This is a genomic window from Synechococcus sp. Cu2B8-bc1011 (assembly GCF_047302735.1).
Taxonomy (GTDB): Bacteria; Cyanobacteriota; Cyanobacteriia; order PCC-6307; family Cyanobiaceae; genus Synechococcus_C.
Map to the genome: position 1 here is coordinate 2215168 of NZ_CP138915.1, position 17088 is coordinate 2232255.

Annotated in this window: 15 protein-coding genes; 11 read left to right on the plus strand and 4 right to left on the minus strand. The window is 55.4% G+C overall.

What is annotated here, in order from left to right; translation table 11 throughout:
• Positions 1-56 precede the first annotated feature (56 nt).
• The gene (psbA, locus tag SIC18_RS11600) at positions 57-1136 is read right to left on the minus strand and encodes a photosystem II q(b) protein (protein WP_006854385.1); all 1080 of its coding nucleotides are present in this window, start codon (positions 1134-1136) and stop codon (positions 57-59) included.
• Positions 1137-1321: 185 nt separating this feature from the next.
• Between psbA (SIC18_RS11600) and SIC18_RS11605 the strand changes: the two genes are divergently transcribed.
• Positions 1322-2377, plus strand: a complete 1056-nt coding sequence (locus tag SIC18_RS11605) for a metallophosphoesterase family protein (RefSeq protein WP_413429706.1) — start codon at positions 1322-1324, stop codon at positions 2375-2377.
• A 93-nt stretch (positions 2378-2470) separates the two neighbouring features.
• On the opposite strand, the gene psbA (SIC18_RS11610) is transcribed toward SIC18_RS11605, so the two are convergent.
• Positions 2471-3547 carry a photosystem II q(b) protein gene (gene psbA / locus SIC18_RS11610; protein ID WP_413429707.1) on the minus strand — a complete coding sequence of 359 codons (1077 nt, stop codon included), beginning with the start codon at positions 3545-3547 and terminating at the stop codon, positions 2471-2473.
• A gap of 162 nt (positions 3548-3709) precedes the next feature.
• Positions 3710-5050 (minus strand): YcjF family protein, encoded by a 1341-nt coding sequence (locus SIC18_RS11615; protein WP_413429709.1) that lies wholly within the window; start codon positions 5048-5050, stop codon positions 3710-3712.
• Positions 5051-5209: 159 nt separating this feature from the next.
• On the opposite strand from SIC18_RS11615, the gene SIC18_RS11620 reads away from it, so the two are divergent.
• The 4 genes from SIC18_RS11620 (at position 5210) to SIC18_RS11635 (ending at position 8627) form a co-directional block, all read left to right on the plus strand.
• The gene (locus SIC18_RS11620) at positions 5210-6115 is read left to right on the plus strand and encodes a cation diffusion facilitator family transporter (RefSeq protein ID WP_048346808.1); all 906 of its coding nucleotides are present in this window, start codon (positions 5210-5212) and stop codon (positions 6113-6115) included.
• Between the two features lie 76 nt (positions 6116-6191).
• On the plus strand, positions 6192-6692 hold the full coding sequence (locus SIC18_RS11625; RefSeq protein ID WP_048346809.1) for a hypothetical protein: 501 nt from the start codon (positions 6192-6194) through the stop codon (positions 6690-6692).
• Between the two features lie 3 nt (positions 6693-6695).
• Positions 6696-7706 (plus strand): tryptophan--tRNA ligase, encoded by a 1011-nt coding sequence (trpS, locus tag SIC18_RS11630; protein ID WP_413429711.1) that lies wholly within the window; start codon positions 6696-6698, stop codon positions 7704-7706.
• A 246-nt stretch (positions 7707-7952) separates the two neighbouring features.
• Positions 7953-8627, plus strand: a complete 675-nt coding sequence (locus tag SIC18_RS11635) for a glycoside hydrolase family 104 protein (RefSeq protein ID WP_048346811.1) — start codon at positions 7953-7955, stop codon at positions 8625-8627.
• Here the strand turns inward: SIC18_RS11635 and SIC18_RS11640 are convergent.
• Positions 8624-8941 carry a DUF2605 domain-containing protein gene (locus SIC18_RS11640; protein ID WP_048346812.1) on the minus strand — a complete coding sequence of 106 codons (318 nt, stop codon included), beginning with the start codon at positions 8939-8941 and terminating at the stop codon, positions 8624-8626. The two genes, SIC18_RS11635 and SIC18_RS11640, sit on opposite strands and share 4 nt — an antisense overlap.
• A 25-nt stretch (positions 8942-8966) precedes the next feature.
• On the opposite strand from SIC18_RS11640, the gene thrS reads away from it, so the two are divergent.
• The 6 genes from thrS to SIC18_RS11670 all read left to right on the plus strand — a co-directional run bounded on the left by thrS (position 8967) and on the right by SIC18_RS11670 (position 17080).
• Positions 8967-10820 carry a threonine--tRNA ligase gene (gene thrS, locus SIC18_RS11645; protein WP_048346813.1) on the plus strand — a complete coding sequence of 618 codons (1854 nt, stop codon included), beginning with the start codon at positions 8967-8969 and terminating at the stop codon, positions 10818-10820.
• A complete protein-coding gene (locus SIC18_RS11650) occupies positions 10817-11215 on the plus strand; it encodes a DUF1824 family protein (RefSeq protein WP_413429714.1) in 399 nt (132 codons plus the stop codon). Before thrS ends, SIC18_RS11650 begins: the two co-directional genes overlap by 4 nt.
• A gap of 78 nt (positions 11216-11293) precedes the next feature.
• The gene (gene glk, locus SIC18_RS11655; RefSeq protein ID WP_413429715.1) at positions 11294-12367 is read left to right on the plus strand and encodes a glucokinase; all 1074 of its coding nucleotides are present in this window, start codon (positions 11294-11296) and stop codon (positions 12365-12367) included.
• A 14-nt stretch (positions 12368-12381) separates the two neighbouring features.
• Positions 12382-13329, plus strand: coding sequence for a homoserine kinase (thrB, locus tag SIC18_RS11660; RefSeq protein WP_048346816.1), 948 nt, complete (start codon positions 12382-12384; stop codon positions 13327-13329).
• Positions 13330-13385: 56 nt separating this feature from the next.
• The gene (locus SIC18_RS11665; protein ID WP_048346817.1) at positions 13386-14957 is read left to right on the plus strand and encodes an NAD(P)H-quinone oxidoreductase subunit 4; all 1572 of its coding nucleotides are present in this window, start codon (positions 13386-13388) and stop codon (positions 14955-14957) included.
• A 5-nt stretch (positions 14958-14962) separates the two neighbouring features.
• Positions 14963-17080 (plus strand): M3 family metallopeptidase, encoded by a 2118-nt coding sequence (locus SIC18_RS11670; protein ID WP_048346818.1) that lies wholly within the window; start codon positions 14963-14965, stop codon positions 17078-17080.
• Positions 17081-17088: the final 8 nt, after the last annotated feature.

Genomic DNA, 17088 nt, shown 5'->3' on the forward strand with positions numbered 1-17088 from the left:
GCCTTTCGGCGGGGGCTTCCTCGTTCAGTTGACCTGAACTTGGATTGGGTTCCGGATCAACCGATGGCAGGTGCCTGAAGAGCCACAGGTGTGGACTCAGCAGCAGCCAGGTCGAGGGGGAAGTTATGAGCGTTGCGCTCGTGCATCACTTCCATGCCAAGACCAGCTCTGTTAAGAACGTCGGCCCAGGTGTTCAGGACGCGGCCCTGACCATCAAGGATCGACTGGTTGAAGTTGAAGCCGTTCAGGTTGAAGGCCATGGTTGACACGCCAAGGGCGGTGAACCAGATGCCGACCACAGGCCAGGCTGCAAGGAAGAAGTGCAGGCTACGGCTGTTGTTGAAGGAGGCGTATTGGAAGATCAGGCGACCGAAGTAGCCGTGAGCAGCCACGATGTTGTACGTCTCTTCTTCTTGGCCGAACTTGTAGCCATAGTTCTGGGACTCGGTCTCGGTGGTTTCACGCACCAAGGAGGAGGTCACCAGTGAGCCGTGCATGGCGGAGAACAGTGAACCACCGAAAACACCAGCCACTCCCAGCATGTGGAAGGGGTGCATCAGGATGTTGTGCTCAGCCTGGAACACCAACATGTAGTTGAAGGTTCCAGAGATGCCCAAAGGCATGGCGTCAGAGAACGAACCCTGACCGAAGGGGTAGACCAGGAACACTGCAGATGCAGCAGCAACAGGTGCGCTGTAAGCAACACAGATCCAAGGGCGCATGCCCAAGCGGTAGGAGAGTTCCCACTCACGTCCCATATAGGCGTAGATGCCGATCAGGAAGTGGAACACAACCAGCTGGAAAGGACCGCCGTTGTAGAGCCACTCGTCGAGTGAGGCAGCTTCCCAGATGGGGTAGAAGTGCAAGCCAATGGCGTTGCTGGAAGGAACAACAGCACCAGAAATGATGTTGTTGCCATACATCAGTGAACCTGCAACAGGCTCGCGGATGCCGTCGATATCAACCGGAGGTGCGGCGATGAAAGCGACGATGAAGCAGGTGGTAGCGGCAAGCAGGGTGGGGATCATCAACACACCGAACCAACCGACATACAGACGGTTGTTGGTGGAGGTGACCCACTCACAGAACTGCTGCCAGCCATTAGCGCCGGAGCGCTGCTGGATGGTGGTAGTCATGAGAACGGAAAAGAGCCTTTGGGATGAATCCCGGTGGCGAATAAGGAAGGTCGGTCAACCCGACACAAGAAATGTAACGGAAGTTTGCGCAACTGACACGATCCCCGGCGTGAGGCCTCCTGATCCCAATGATCAGCTCAGCTAATTAATGGCCTTACTGTTGGTGAACAGGCAGCCTGAGGAGAATGCAAACAAGTAGACGGTTATTTCTGAAGCTGTTAGCAACCACGGCAATCAGTCGGGGGTTGCTGAATGCTGTTCAAGCAGCTCCCCATCAGAAAACGTTCGCATCAGGGGATGCCTTAGAGCGAGGAGATCATCGCTTTGCCTTGATCAGTGATCTCAACGGACCTTATGGGTCAACCCTCTACAGCCCAACCGTTGCAAGAGGACTTGATCTGATCTCTGAACTGCAACCAGATCTGGTCCTTTGCGCAGGAGACATGGTGGCCGGCCAGAAGATCAGCCTGACGGATTCTCAGCTGGAGGCGATGTGGAGCAGCTTCCAATCCACCATTCTCAATCCTCTCCTTCAGCAGGGGATTGGAATGATCCCAACGATGGGCAATCACGACGCATCCAGTCAGAAAGGGGCCTCTCAGTTCGTGTTTGCAAGAGAACGCCATCAGGCGGAACGCTTTTGGGAACGACAAAAGAGCCGGCTAGGGCTCGAGTTCATCGATGCGAAGCAGTACCCATTTCAGTTCAGCGTTCAACAACCTGGCTTGTTTGTCGTCGTGATTGATGCCTCTTCCGCCAAGGTTGATCGAGCTCAACGGCAATGGCTTGAGCAAGCACTGGCCTCAGAGTCCAGATCTTCCGACGATTGCTGTGTGGTGATGGGACACCTCCCCCTGACCGCCATCAGCCAGGGTCGGGATCGTGCCGGTGAGTGCATCGAAGACGCCATGCACCTCACCGATTTGATGCAACGCCATCGTGTAGACCTCTATCTCTCAGGACATCACCACGCCTGGTATCCAGGCGAACTCAAAGGGCAGCGACTGCTGAGCCTTGGTGCCATGGGAAACGGACCTCGTCGATTGCTAGGGACGCAACGCACATCTGATCCGAGCCTCACACTGCTTGATCTTTTTCCAGCCACAAAAACAGTTCTTGAAACCACATTTAGCCTGAAAACATTGGAGCCCATCAGTCTTAACTCCCTACCAAAGCAGTTGAGCTCAAAATCGTTTCCAACTTTGGATCGGCGTGAAACCAGCTGGTCCTATGGCTCCTAAAGACGCTTCCTCTCTCATTGACCAAAAAAAAGCCCCCACCTTTCGGCGGGGGCTTCCTCGTTCAGTTGATCTGAACTTGGATTGGGTTCCGGATCAACCGATGGCAGGTGCCTGCAGAGCCACAGGTGTGGACTCAACAGTTGCCAGGTCGAGGGGGAAGTTATGAGCGTTGCGCTCGTGCATCACTTCCATGCCGAGACCGGCACGGTTCACCATGTCGGCCCAGGTGTTCAGGACGCGGCCCTGACTATCAAGGATCGACTGGTTGAAGTTGAAGCCGTTCAGGTTGAAGGCCATGGTTGACACGCCCATGGACGTAAACCAGATGCCAACAACAGGCCAGGCTCCCAGCAAGAAGTGAAGGCTACGGCTGTTGTTGAAGGAGGCGTATTGGAAGATCAGGCGACCGAAGTAGCCGTGAGCAGCCACGATGTTGTACGTCTCTTCTTCTTGGCCGAACTTGTAGCCATAGTTGTGGGACTCGTTCTCAGTGGTTTCACGCACCAAGGAGGAGGTCACCAGTGAGCCGTGCATGGCGGAGAACAGTGAACCACCGAAAACACCAGCCACTCCAAGCATGTGGAAGGGGTGCATCAGGATGTTGTGCTCAGCCTGGAACACCAACATGAAGTTGAAGGTTCCAGAGATGCCCAAAGGCATGCCATCAGAGAACGAACCCTGACCGAAGGGGTAGACCAGGAACACTGCAAAAGCTGCAGACAGCGGAGCGCTGTAAGCAACACAGATCCAAGGGCGCATGCCCAAGCGGTAGGAGAGTTCCCACTGACGGCCCATATAAGCCGAGATGCCGATCAGGAAGTGGAACACCACCAACTGATAGGTGCCGCCGTTGTAGAGCCACTCGTCGAGTGAGGCAGCGTCCCAGATTGGGTAGAAGTGCAAGCCAATGGCGTTGCTGGAAGGAACAACAGCACCAGAAATGATGTTGTTGCCATAAAGAAGTGAGCCAGCGACAGGCTCGCGGATACCGTCGATATCAACCGGAGGTGCGGCGATGAAAGCGACGATGAAGCAGGTGGTAGCTGCAAGCAGACAAGGAATCATCAGCACACCGAACCAACCGATATAAATACGGTTGTTGGTGTCTGTGACCCACTGACAAAAACTTTGCCAGCTGCTTAAGCGACCACTGCGAACGGCAGTTGCCATGAGAAAAAAATAAGAGCAGGATCGATCACTCCATCCTCAAAAAGGACAGACGATCGAGCTCAAGATGATGAAAAGACCTCCACAATTCAAGAGGAACAAACAGATCTCATCATCTCGACAACATTGTTCATGACAACTTCATGAACTCTTCATGAAGTTGTATCAAGCACCAGCATATCTCTGTGATTTGAGCCATTCCTTTGCCTGATCAGCAAAACCGGGGAGATCCAAGCGTTCACGCTCTGCGGCCTTCGCTACCAACAATGGGGCCTGACGCTTCAGATCTTCAAGATCAGGTTCGGCAACTCCTGCATTCAGGGCCATCCAATCCGCCATTGACGCTCCCACAACTCTGGTGAGATAAGCAGCGCTGAGGCCTTGAATCAGTCCCGCCGCCAACCAAGTACCACCGTCAAGTTTGGCCATCCCGAGCAAGGCTTGGCCACTCCACTCCACCACACCCTGACCAAGAGCTGCAGTCCCCAATTGGCGCGCCACAACCTGCAACACCTCAGAGCTCCAGGAGCAGCCCCAGATCTGAGCCATATCCTTCACCATCAAGCCGTTCACCACAGCCACAGCCAGAAGATCAACGCTTGGAACAGGGGAGGCAATCACAACACCAGCCACAATCCACTGACTTCTTTGAAGCAGCGATCGGAAGCGTTCACGACGCAACTGCTCCAGCTCCGCTTGCCAGCGCCGATGAAGAGAGGTCAACAACCGTTGCTTGGTGATCTCTCGGCTCCGAGAAGGCTGAACGAAATGACGTCGTACGGGAAGCAAGCCCTGCCGTAAGTCAGCTGACTCACCACTCCAGAACAAGAGTCGATCGCACCATTGTTTAGGTAACTGACAGCTCAAGGCTTCCTGTCGCGCTTCGCGAGATTGGTGGACAGAATCCCTGATCAACAACCAAGCAGGACGATCCGTTGGCAACTGTTCAAGCCGCAAAAGATCAGCTGCCCTAAGAGGCATTGGAAGTCCATACAAGATCACATCAAGTTCTTCTAGCTCCTGAGGCCAGCTCCAGACATCAGCAACCACTGGCAACGGCTTCGCAATACAGAGCTCAAGTGAATGGACACCCTCCAACGCGATTTGGAGCTCGGACGTGGTCGGATGAGTGCCACCCTCACTCACGACCACTCCGACACTGAGAGGTTCATGCAGAGCTTTCAACCGGTCCAGCTCCTGTTCGCGGGGAGATCGCAACCCATCCAGACCTAATGAAAGCTCAAGCTCCGAGAATTGCGCGAGCACCGCTTCACAACGACGGATCCAACCAGGGAGGGAAGAAGGCTCAGAAAAAGAGGCAGGCTTGGAGGGGCGGGTCACCCACCAGACGCCTGCCCCTAAAGCCAGTAGCCCCGCACCTCCTCCAGGGAGGTGAACAATGTCGCTGAGCACCCAACTTCCAAATACCAGGCTCCCTCCAGCCAGAGCAAGTTTCCCTGCGATGGATGGAATCAGCTTTTTGGTGCTGATTGATGGAACCGGCATCAGCACAACAAATCCACAACTTGGAGCTTACTTAGCTCAACCTTTTAGTCAGAACAAGCACTTGCGCACCTACAAAAACTGGCAGCGCCGACTCCGTCCCTCAAAACGGGACCTTTCAGCTAGACATTCATATGGTTGGTAGGCCTGTGCCTGACATCGATGGCCCGCGATCGTCGACATGAGGTCAAACGGGTCCTACTGGTGGCCCTCATCATCAACGTGGCCATGACGTTGCTGAAGTTGCTGGTGGGTGTAGCTAGCGGATCGCTGGCTGTCATCGCTGACGCGATGCACAGCGCAACCGACGCCCTTTCAAGCTTGACAGGACTGATCACGAACGGGCTTTCGGATCCGAAACCGGATCGGGATCATCCCTATGGCCATCACAAATACGAAGGCATTGGGGCTCTAGCGGTCGCCGGTTTCATCTTCTTCACCGCAATCGAAATCCTGATCACTTCAAGCGAGCGATTGGCTCAGGGTTTGCCTGAACTTCGGATCAATGCCACGGAGCTTTTGCTTCTACTCCTGGTGCTCGTTTTCAATCTTCTGCTCGCAAGCTATGAGCGTCGTCAGGGTCGCCGATTGAACAGTCCGCTGCTCCTCGCCGATGCCCACCACACCACGAGTGACATTTGGACCACGGTGATTGTGCTGGTAGGCCTGACTGGGGCTTGGCTATTCAAAATCAGCTGGCTAGACGTGGCGCTGGCCATGCCACTCGCAGTGCTTCTGATCCGTGTCTGCTGGCAGGTGTTACGCGACAACCTCCCATGGCTTGTGGATCACATTGCAATTGCACCCGAAGCCATCAACGAGCAAGCCTTGGGGGTCCCCGGAGTCCTCAATTGCCATGACATCGCCAGCCGAGGCATCCTGGGCCAGCAGGTGTTTATTGACATGCACATGGTGGTGGATGTCGATGATCTGATCGCAGCACATCAAATCACTGAGCGGGTTGAAGAGCGCCTGGAATCCCGGTTCGGACCTGTTCGTTGCACCATTCATCTCGAACCTCGGGACTATGCCGAACAAGTGATCACCTTCCGTGGGACCCACGGATAAGCGAGGAGATCAAGAAAGGAAGCCTCTTGGCGTTCGATGATGCGTCACACTTGCGCCTGATTCCAGGCCTCGGGCCATGACTGATTCCAACCGAGATTCCCGTCAACAGGGCAGACAAGGCGAGGGCGGCGGGGGCTCCCGTGGCGGCCGCCATTCCGGCAACCGTGAGGGGGGCGGATTCCGTATTCGACTCAGTGATAACGAAATGCGTGCGGTGAGAGCCCTGCAAGAGGCTTTCAATCTGCGCTCAACCGTTGCCGTGCTGGGGTTTGCCGTTCGCACTCTTGCTCAAATGCTGGAGGACGGACAACTCACTGAGCTGGTGGCTCAGCAGAGGGCCCAAGGGGGCGGGCGACGATTCGAAGACGGACGCGGAGACGGCAATCGGGGTGAAAGAAATCGGACACCCCGTCCTGATCCCTTCGCAAGACCAGCTAAACCCCAACCTCCGGCCCCTGAGCCTCAGCCTGAGGCTGAGGCTGAGGCCGCACCTGAAACAGACGCCTCAGCAGACGCCAGCGCTAGCGATGGAACCGACACGCAAGCGACTGACGACAACACTGAGACAGGAGCCTGACCGATGGGGCGTCCGAGGGTGCTCTCCGGCGTTCAACCAACAGGTGCTCTTCACTTGGGCAACTGGTTGGGCGCCATTCGCAATTGGGTGGACCTGCAACACGACAACGACACGTTTTTTTGTGTCGTAGATCTGCATGCCGTCACCGTTCCGCACCAACCAAATCGCTTATCGGAGGACACCCTCAGCACTGCAGCTCTCTACCTGGCCTGCGGTCTCGATCCAGATCAATCCACCGTTTTCATCCAAAGCCAGGTCAAAGCTCACAGCGAGCTCTGCTGGCTTCTGAACTGCGTCACTCCCTTGAACTGGCTGGAGCGCATGATTCAGTTCAAAGAAAAAGCGGTGAAGCAAGGCGACAACGTCTCGGTAGGTCTACTTGACTACCCAGTGTTGATGGCCGCCGACATCCTTCTCTATGACGCAGATCTTGTGCCGGTTGGAGAAGATCAGAAACAACATCTGGAATTGGCGCGCGACATCGCCCAACAACGCATCAACGCTCGCTTCGGCTCAGAGGATCACCCGCTTCTGCAGGTTCCCAAGCCATTGATCATGCGCGAAGGAGCAAGGGTGATGAGCCTGACGGATGGCCGCAACAAAATGAGCAAAAGCGATCCAAACGACAACAGTCGGATCACCCTTCTTGATCCACCCGCACTGATCACCAAAAAAATCAAGCGGGCCAAAACAGACCCTCAAATGGGTCTTGAGTTCAGCAACCCAGATCGACCTGAAACCGACAACCTCCTCGGCCTCTATGCGCTGCTAAGTGGCAAAGGCCGAACAGCCGCGGCCGAGGAATGCGCAGAGATGGGCTGGGGCACGTTTAAGCCCCTACTGGCAGAGGCCGCCGTGAGCGCTCTTGAGCCGATTCAAGATCGATACAACGAGCTCATGAATGACCGGGCGGAACTAGAGAACGTGTTGCAACAAGGCCGTGAACGGGCTGAAGGTGTGGCAACAGCGACCGTGGATCGCGTCCGCAAGGCCATGGGCTTCCTAACGACCTAATCAATAAAGCATTCTTTGAAAAGATTCTCTAATACTTAAAGCTGACTGAGAAGTCTTGACGCCAACCCCGAGAGATGCCAGAGAGAGCTAGCTAAAACAGCGCGTCTCGCGAGTCTCGAGCAGGGATTGATTAAGTGTTTCTGCTCATGCACAACTGATACTCACTCGTCAAGGCGGGTAGGTAACGACTCGCCAAAAGCATCCTTTCCTGAAGAAGGTGGTGTCTCCATTACGGAACGTCACCTTTTGCTGAGCTCCTTCGCCAAGCTGCCCCTCGCCGTCTTACCTGCGTTCCGTCAAGCCAGCGGCGTCGGTGTTGTCAGCTTGGTGCTGCTTCTGGGCGTTGGAGAAGGCATTCACGCCGAACGCTCCAGCGAAAGACTTGATCAAGCAGAAGAAGTGGCATCAGCCCTTCTTCAAGACGTCAAAACGGACCATAAAGCCTCCCCCTACGTCATCACTCCTGAACGACGCGCCCTGCTCAACACCATTCGCTTTGCGGAAGGAACTTGGAAGGACGGGCACGATCTTGGCTATCGCACGCTTTATGGAGGCGGCCAGTTTGAGGATCTCTCCAAACACCCCGAACAGGTGGTCGTTAAGCGTTATGTCAGTGCCGCAGCTGGTGCCTATCAATTCTTGCCAACCACTTGGCAGGAGGTTTCAGGCCGTTTGAGTTTGCCCAGTTTCTCTCCAGAACATCAAGACCAAGCGGCTCTTCATCTGGTCAAAAGACGCGGAGCTCTCAACGAGGTAGACCAAAAAGGCTTAACAGCTGAAGCGATGAATAGCCTCGCCCCTGAATGGGCATCTTTTCCCACTCATTCAGGACTTAGTGCCTACGGTCAGCCCGTCAAAAGCCATGCTGAGTTAGCCAATTTTTATTCAGAAAATCTTCAGAAGCTTCGCCAAGGCGCCTAGAGCGAATTCTTCGCATTCGCCTCGGATACACGGGCGGCAAGGACCCAGACCTCGGTCACAAGCTGGTGCCAAGGAGTCATCGCCTCCATCGAGATGGCCATTGCCGCAGGGGTGGCATTCACGAGGGCTCTTGTAGCCGTAATCGCCTTAAGGCCCTCATCAATTCGAACTCCCATCGCTTCGCGCTCAACGCGTGTCATCACTGAATCCGGACAAGCTGTTAGGAGTTCCTGACCACGTTTGAACCAGTGGTTGAAGTCATTGAGCAACGAGTCCAACAACGACTTGAGCAGTTCATCCGCCTCTTGATTCATTGCATGTTCAACGCACACCCATAGGATGGCGGGCCTTGAACAGGAAACGGTGAGCAGCGTCGCAGCAACCACCCCCGCACCTATCGCGCCTGTGATTCTGCCCAAGACCAGCGAAAGTGAGAATCTGCTCAAGATTCGCCACTCCATGAGCCACGTGATGGCCATGGCAGTTCAGAAGCTATTTCCCAAGGCCCAAGTGACTATTGGTCCCTGGACTGAGGCAGGGTTTTATTACGACTTCGACAATCCGGAACCCTTTACGGAAGCAGATCTCAAGGCGATCAAGAAGGAGATGGGAAAAATCATTGGCCGCAAGCTCCCGTTAGAACGCATTGAAGTCAGTCGTGAGGAAGCAGAACGTCGAATCAAGGCCCAAAACGAGCCTTACAAATTAGAAATTCTCGAGAGACTAGTCGAGCCAATTACGCTCTACACCCTGGGTGAGCATTGGTGGGATCTCTGTGCTGGGCCTCATGTAGCCAACACAAGCGAACTCAATCCAAAAGCGTTTGAGCTCGAAAGTGTGGCAGGTGCCTACTGGCGTGGTGACGAAACCAAGGCTCAGCTTCAGCGCATTTATGGCACGGCGTGGGAGACCGCCGAGCAACTGTCAGAGCACAGACGCCGCAAAGAAGAAGCACTCCGTCGTGATCACCGCCGCCTTGGCAAAGACCTCGATCTGTTCTCCATCGAAGATGAAGCGGGCGCGGGCCTTGTCTTCTGGCATCCCCGAGGCGCACGCATGCGTCTCTTAATTGAAGACTTTTGGAGGCAAGCACACTTTGAGGGGGGGTATGAGCTGCTCTACACACCCCACGTCGCAGACATCAGCCTCTGGAAGACCTCTGGACATCTCGACTTCTATGCGGAGAGCATGTTCGGCCCCATGGAGGTGGATGAGAGGCAATACCAGCTCAAGCCGATGAACTGTCCATTCCACGTTCTGACCTACGCCAGCAAACTTCGCAGCTATCGAGAACTTCCGATCCGATGGGCGGAGCTTGGAACCGTTTACCGCTACGAGCGCCCTGGGGTGATGCACGGGCTGATGAGAGTCCGTGGCTTCACGCAAGACGACGCCCACGTGTTTTGCCTACCCGAACAGATCAGTGATGAGATCTTGCAAATCCTGAATCTCACAGAACGGATTCTTTCAACATTTGATTTCAGTAACTACGAGATCAACCTTTCAACAAAACCAGACAAAGCCATCGGCGATGACGCTGTCTGGGAGCTCGCGACCAAAGGCCTGATCGAAGCCCTAGAACGCAAGGGCTGGGCCTACAAAATCGATGAGGGTGGCGGAGCGTTCTATGGCCCCAAGATCGACCTAAAAATCGAGGATGCCATTGGTCGGATGTGGCAGTGCTCCACCATTCAGCTCGATTTCAACTTGCCTGAGCGTTTCGAACTCGACTACATCGCTGCTGATGGAAGCAAACAGCGCCCGATCATGATTCACCGGGCCATTTTCGGTTCACTCGAACGATTTTTCGGAATCATGACCGAAAACTATGCGGGAGACTTTCCGTTTTGGCTCGCCCCAGAACAGATCCGGCTTCTCCCGGTGACAGATGAAGTTCTGGGTTATTCGGAAGAGCTTCAAAACCAGCTCAAAGCAGCTGGTATTCGCGCCAGCATCGATCGCAGCGGAGACCGTCTTGGGAAGCTGATTCGCACAGGAGAACAAATGAAAATCCCAGTGCTGGCTGTTATTGGAGCCAAAGAAGCTGAACAGGGCGCCGCGAGCCTGCGCAGCCGCCGCGATGGCGACCTTGGCGTGATCACCAAGGAACGCCTGATCGCAACGGCACAATCGGCCAACCAAGACAGGCAAGCATCACTTTCTTTTGACAACAGTGGGAGCGTTGGGGAATGAGCGATCCAGCGATCAATGGTTTGGCCGATCTCAATCGATTACGCAGTGCTCCTCCGCTGAGTGCGATTGAGCGGAAGAATCTCAAAACTGAGCTGATCGCTGAGATGAGCCACTTCGCCTGGTTCACGGTTGGCGTCATGGCCTCCTCATCCATTGAAGCGATGACCTGTCTTCGCGACCTTGAACTGGCGATGGGTTGGCCATCCATGCAGCTCGCGGATGAGACACGGATTGACAGCGGCGTTTTCCTGAAAGCCAACCAATCCACCGGTTGCATTCGCATCCGTGCAGAGGAGGGCCTTGGTCAAGGCTTCTTGCTCAGCGGACATCAAGTTGAATCGCAACACTCAGGTCCGACCTGGGGCCCCCTACCACTCGACCTGTTTCGTGACTGAGCATTCCAGAGCCTTATCAAGACTTGTCGATTCCGATCAAAGCGATCAGCCTTGAGCTGAGATGATCCGATCGATCCAATGCAGGCAACGACTTACCTGGCCGGGGATCTCGGTGGCACCAAAACGCTCCTAGCCATCTACAGCGATCAAAACGGCAAGCTGAAACAAGAGCATGTCCAGCGTTACGTGTCGGCGGAATGGACGTCTCTGGACTCCATGCTCATTCACTTTCTGCAAACGCGCCCAGACACCAACTCCAATCCTCAAACCAGCTGCTTCGCCGTCGCTGGCCCAGTTAAGAACCGAGCTGCTGAACTCACTAATTTGGGATGGTCGATCAGCCAAGAGTCGCTGAAACAATCCGCTGGTTTAGAGCAGGTGGAACTCGTTAACGATTTCGCTGTTCTGATCTACGGCCTTCCCCATTTCAGCGACCGCCAGCAGATCACCCTTCAAGCAGGACGTACAAAGACTTCTGATAGCACTCAATCCGAGCAAGGCCCCGTCGCCATTCTTGGAGCGGGAACGGGCTTGGGCATGGCTCGGGGGCTTCCGAGCAACAAGGGATGGATTGCGTTGCCCAGCGAGGGGGGGCATCGAGAGTTCGCGCCCCGTTCCAACGACGAATGGGCCCTTGTTCAATGGCTCAAGCGTGATTTGTCTCTAGGCCGGATTTCTGTGGAGAGGGTGGTAAGTGGTACCGGATTGGGCCATGTCATGCACTGGATGCTGCAGCAGTCGGAAGATACAAAGCACCCGCTACAAGAGAAGGCCAAAGCATGGAGATGGAACACACCAGGGCAGCCTGATTATCACGATCTCCCGGCTTCAACATGCCAGTACGCCAAAGCTGGCGACCAGCTCGCGAACGCGGCAATGACGCTTTGGCTTAGTGCCTACGGAGCAGCCGCCGGAGACCTTGCCCTACAGGAACTGTGCACGGGTGGGCTCTGGATTGGTGGGGGCACGGCCGAAAAAAATCAGGATGGATTGAAGTCCATGCATTTTTTAAACGCCATGCGTCAAAAGGGGCGCTTTCAACCGTTTTTGGAAGGTTTAACGGTGCGCGCTGTGATCGATCCGGAAGCTGGTCTGTTTAGTGCTGCTTGCAGAGCACGAGAACTGGCTGAGTCGAGTGGGACACTGGCCTGAGTGGAAACGCAGGGATGGCGCAGCCGCGTATCGGCCAAACAGTGGTGGTGGATGTTCCCGCTACCACCGCCAACATTGGACCAGGATTCGACTGTCTAGGCGCTGCTCTGGATCTCAACAACCGTTTCACCATGCGTCGAATCGATGGCGATGGAGAGCGATTTGAACTGATCATCGAGGGACAGGAGGGGTCTCATTTACGGGGAGGACCGGACAACCTCGTGTATCGAGCCGCGCAGAGGGTCTGGAAAGCAGCTGGCCAGGAGCCCATCGCCATCGAGGCTCGAGTGCGTCTAGCCGTTCCTCCAGCCAGGGGGCTCGGCAGCAGTGCCACAGCAATCGTTGCTGGACTCGTGGGTGCTAATGCCTTGGTGGGAGAACCGCTCAGTCGAGAAAAACTGCTGGAGCTCGCCATCGATATCGAAGGACACCCAGACAATGTTGTGCCTTCGCTGCTGGGGGGACTGTGCATGACAGCAAAGGCTGCGTCTCAACGCTGGCGAGTGGTGCGTTGCGAATGGATGCACAGCATTAAGGCCGTTGTTGCGATCCCAGCCATTCGCCTGAGCACCAGCGAAGCGAGGCGTGCCATGCCCAAATCGGTCCCCATTGGTGATGCAGTGGTCAACCTTGGTGCCCTCACCCTGTTGCTGCAAGGCCTCAGGACCGGAAACGGCGATTTGATCTCAGACGGAATGCACGACCGCCTGCACGAGCCCTATCGCTGGAGGCTGATCAAAGGTGGGCAGGAAGTGAAAGAGGCTGCGCTCGCGGCTGGAGCCTGGGGATGCGCCATCAGCGGCGCAGGGCCAAGCATTTTGGCGCTTTGCGCAGAAGAGCGAGGGCAAGCCGTGAGTCATGCCATGGTGAAGGCTTGGGAAGCGGCTGGCGTCGCTAGTCGTGCTCCACTGCTTAGCCTCCAGACGGCGGGGAGCCACTGGCAACCCAAAGCCGCTGAGTAGAATTACTCAGCAAAGCCCCTAGGGCTGATAAGTTCAATCACAATCTTGCGAACGTCATGGACGCCAATTTGCCGTTGACGGCTGCGTCTCAGGCAGCGTTCCCCTGGCTCTCTCTGATCGTTTTGCTTCCTGCAGCGATGGCTTTGTTAATGCCGTTGCTCCCGGGGGACGACTCGAAGCCATCATCTTTGCCGCGCAATCTGGCTATCGGCGTCCTTCTCGTGGACCTCGTGCTGATGCTGGTGGTCTTTAGCCAGCATTTCGACCCCAGCGACAGCAGTCTTCAGCTCGTTGAACGGGTGAGCTGGGTTCCATCGATCGGCCTGGAATGGTCGCTTGGCGCCGACGGCCTTTCAGCTCCCCTTGTGGTTCTAAGCGGACTAGTGACGCTTTTATCCGTTGCCGCCAGCTGGAACGTTCAACACAAAACCAAGCTGTATTTCGGTCTTCTGCTTGTTCAATCCTCTGCTCAGGGACTGGTCTTCCTCTCCCAGGATTTCCTGCTGTTCTTTCTTGCTTGGGAGCTGGAGCTCGTCCCTGTCTACCTCCTCATTGCGATCTGGGGCGGAAGCAATCGTCAATATGCAGCCACAAAATTCATCCTCTACACCGCTGTTGCATCCCTCCTGATTCTGATCAGCGGTCTGGCTCTAGCCCTTTCCGGCGATACCTTCACGCTCAACCTGACTGAGCTCGCTGGTCGATCTCCAGGCGGAACCTTTGGGTTGCTCTGTTATCTCGGCTTCCTGATCGGTTTTGGAGTGAAGTTGCCGATTTTTCCGCTTCACACCTGGCTCCCAGACGCTCACGGAGAGGCCAATGCGCCGGTGTCGATGCTGCTTGCGGGTGTGCTGTTGAAGATGGGCGGTTATGCCTTGCTGCGCTTCAACGTTCAGATGCTTCCCGATGCCCATTTTGTTCTTGCACCAGCACTGATCGTTCTTGGCATCGTCAACATCATTTATGGAGCGTTGAACGCTTTCGCTCAAGACAATGTGAAACGGCGGATCGCCTGCAGCTCAGTCAGCCATATGGGGTTTGTGTTGCTTGGCATCGGTGCTGTCGATGCCCTCAGCCTGAGTGGTGCCATGCTCCAAATGATCAGCCATGGACTGATCGCAGCAGCCATGTTCTTCGTGACAGGCTGTTTTTACGAACGCACCAAAACGCTGTCCATTCCCAACATGGGCGGACTCGCCAAAGTGCTGCCGATCACTTTTGCTTTCTTCCTAGCCAGCTCACTCGCCTCCCTTGCCCTTCCTGGCATGAGCGGATTCATCAGTGAAATCACCATCTTCCTGGGCATCACGAGTCAGGAAAATTTCACCACCTTGTTCCGCGTTACCACTGTTGCAATCGCAGCGATTGGGCTCGTACTGACCCCGATATATCTCCTTTCCATGTGCAGGCGCGTGTTCTTCGGCCCACGAATCCCTGCTTTGGCTTTCATCGATGACATGCGCCCTCGAGAATTAGTGATCGGTCTCACCTTGATGGTGCCAACTTTGGTGATTGGGATTTGGCCCCGTATCGCCATGGATTTCTACGAAGCAGCCACCGATGCTCTCGCCAGTGATCTCGGCACTCATAGCCTGGTGGCTCTCACGACCCTGCTGCCGGCGGGCTGACAGCGATGACCAACTCAGAACTCTTGCGCGGGCATGGCCTTCCGCGCTTCGAGGCCATCGATGCATCCCAGGTCAAAGCTCATATCCCAGCACTGATCAACGACCTAGGAGAACAGCTCAGCACGCTGGAATCCACTCTTCAACAGCGCCTAGCTGACAACAGACCGCTGAGCTGGGATGAGGTGATGACTCCACTTCACCTGCTTGGTGAACGCTTGCGCTGGAGCTGGGGGGTGGTGAGCCATCTCAACGGCGTCTGCAACAGCTCGGAGCTGCGCGAAGCCCATGCCGCACAGCAACCCGATGTCGTCCGTTTTGGCAACCGCGCTGGGCAAAGCCAAATCATTCACCAAGCACTGGAAAGCCTTCAACAGAACCCCAGTCATCCGCTGGATCCCACCCAAATCAGGATCCTTGACGCCGAACTGTTATCGATGCGCCATCGAGGGGTGGGCTTGAGCGGAGCTGATCAAGAAGCTTTTAACGAGGCCAGCGAACAACTCGCCTCGCTCTCCACCCGATTCAGCAATCACGTGCTTGACGCCACCCAGGGTTGGACCCTTCTGGTTGAGGACGCAGACCAACTCCAAGGCGTACCGGAACGGGCCATGCAGGCTTTGGCTGCTGCAGCAAAGGAAGCTGGTGATAAACATCGCGATGGACAGGAACCCACAGCCTTGGAAGGGCCTTGGCGACTAGGTCTCGACATGCCTCGATACCTACCCGTTCTGACCCATGCCGACAACCGCAACCTGAGAGAAACCGTCTACAGAGCCCAGGTGAGTCGGGCGAGCTCAGGAGAACTCGACAACACTCCTCTCATCGAAGAAATCCTCGACCTTCGGACCCATCAGGCTTCCCGCCTTGGCTACCAAAACTGGGCGGAACGAAGCCTGGCTTCAAAAATGGCTGACAACGTCGAAGCAGTTGAAAGGCTTCTCGAAGAACTTCGCGTTGCAGCCCTGCCTATCGCAGAACAAGAGATCGACGAGCTCAGGGACTGTGCCCGTCGTCATGGTGGGAAAGAAGCGGATGATTTCAGCCCCTGGGATGTGAGCTACTGGGCCGAGAAACTTCGTCAAGAACGGTTCAACCTCAATCAAGAGGCTTTACGTCCATGGTTTCCACTTCCACAAGTGCTCGATGGCCTTTTCCATCTCTGCGAACGTTTGTTTTCCATCAAGATTGAAGCTGCTGATGGCGAAGCACCGATCTGGCATCCGGATGTGCGCTTTTTCAGAGTCAACGATCAGGGAGGCCATCCACTCGCAGCGTTTTATCTCGATCCCTTCAGCAGGCCCGCCAGCAAGCGAGGTGGAGCATGGATGGATGAATGTCTAAACCGGTCTCGCAATTCGGAGGGTGTGCTCACCAACCCTGTGGCATACCTGATTTGCAATCAGACCCCACCCTCCGGTGACATCCCAAGTTTGATGAGTTTTGAAGAGGTTGAGACCCTGTTCCATGAGTTCGGCCATGGGCTTCAACACATGCTCACCACGGTGGAACATCCCCAAGCAGCTGGGATTAACAACGTGGAATGGGACGCGGTGGAGCTTCCCAGTCAGTTCATGGAGAACTGGTGCCTTGATCGCCAGACCTTGATGGGAATGGCCCGTCATTGGAAAACAGGGGAGCCCTTGCCTGAAGAGGACTACAACAAACTGCGCAACAGCCGCACCTTCATGCAGGGATGCGGAACGCTACGCCAGGTTCATTTCGCTTTAACCGATTTACGTCTTCACAGCACATGGACTCCTGAGCTGGGTCAATCCCCTGATGCGTTCAGACGCAAGATCGCAGACAGCACGACCGTATTGCCCCCGATCCCTGAAGACCGATTCCTTTGCGCCTTCGGCCATATTTTTGCTGGTGGTTACTCCGCTGGTTATTACTCGTACAAGTGGGCAGAGGTCTTAAGCGCCGATGCTTTTGCCGCTTTCGAGGAGGTTGGCCTCGATCAGGAAAAGGACGTACAAGCCACCGGTCAACGCTTCCGCAACACGGTTCTCAGCCTGGGAGGAAGTCAGCGACCAGCTGATGTCTACAAATCCTTCCGGGGTCGAGCAGCCAGCACTGACGCATTAATTCGCCACTCCGGACTGACAGCAGCCAATCGTTGAACTTGCAG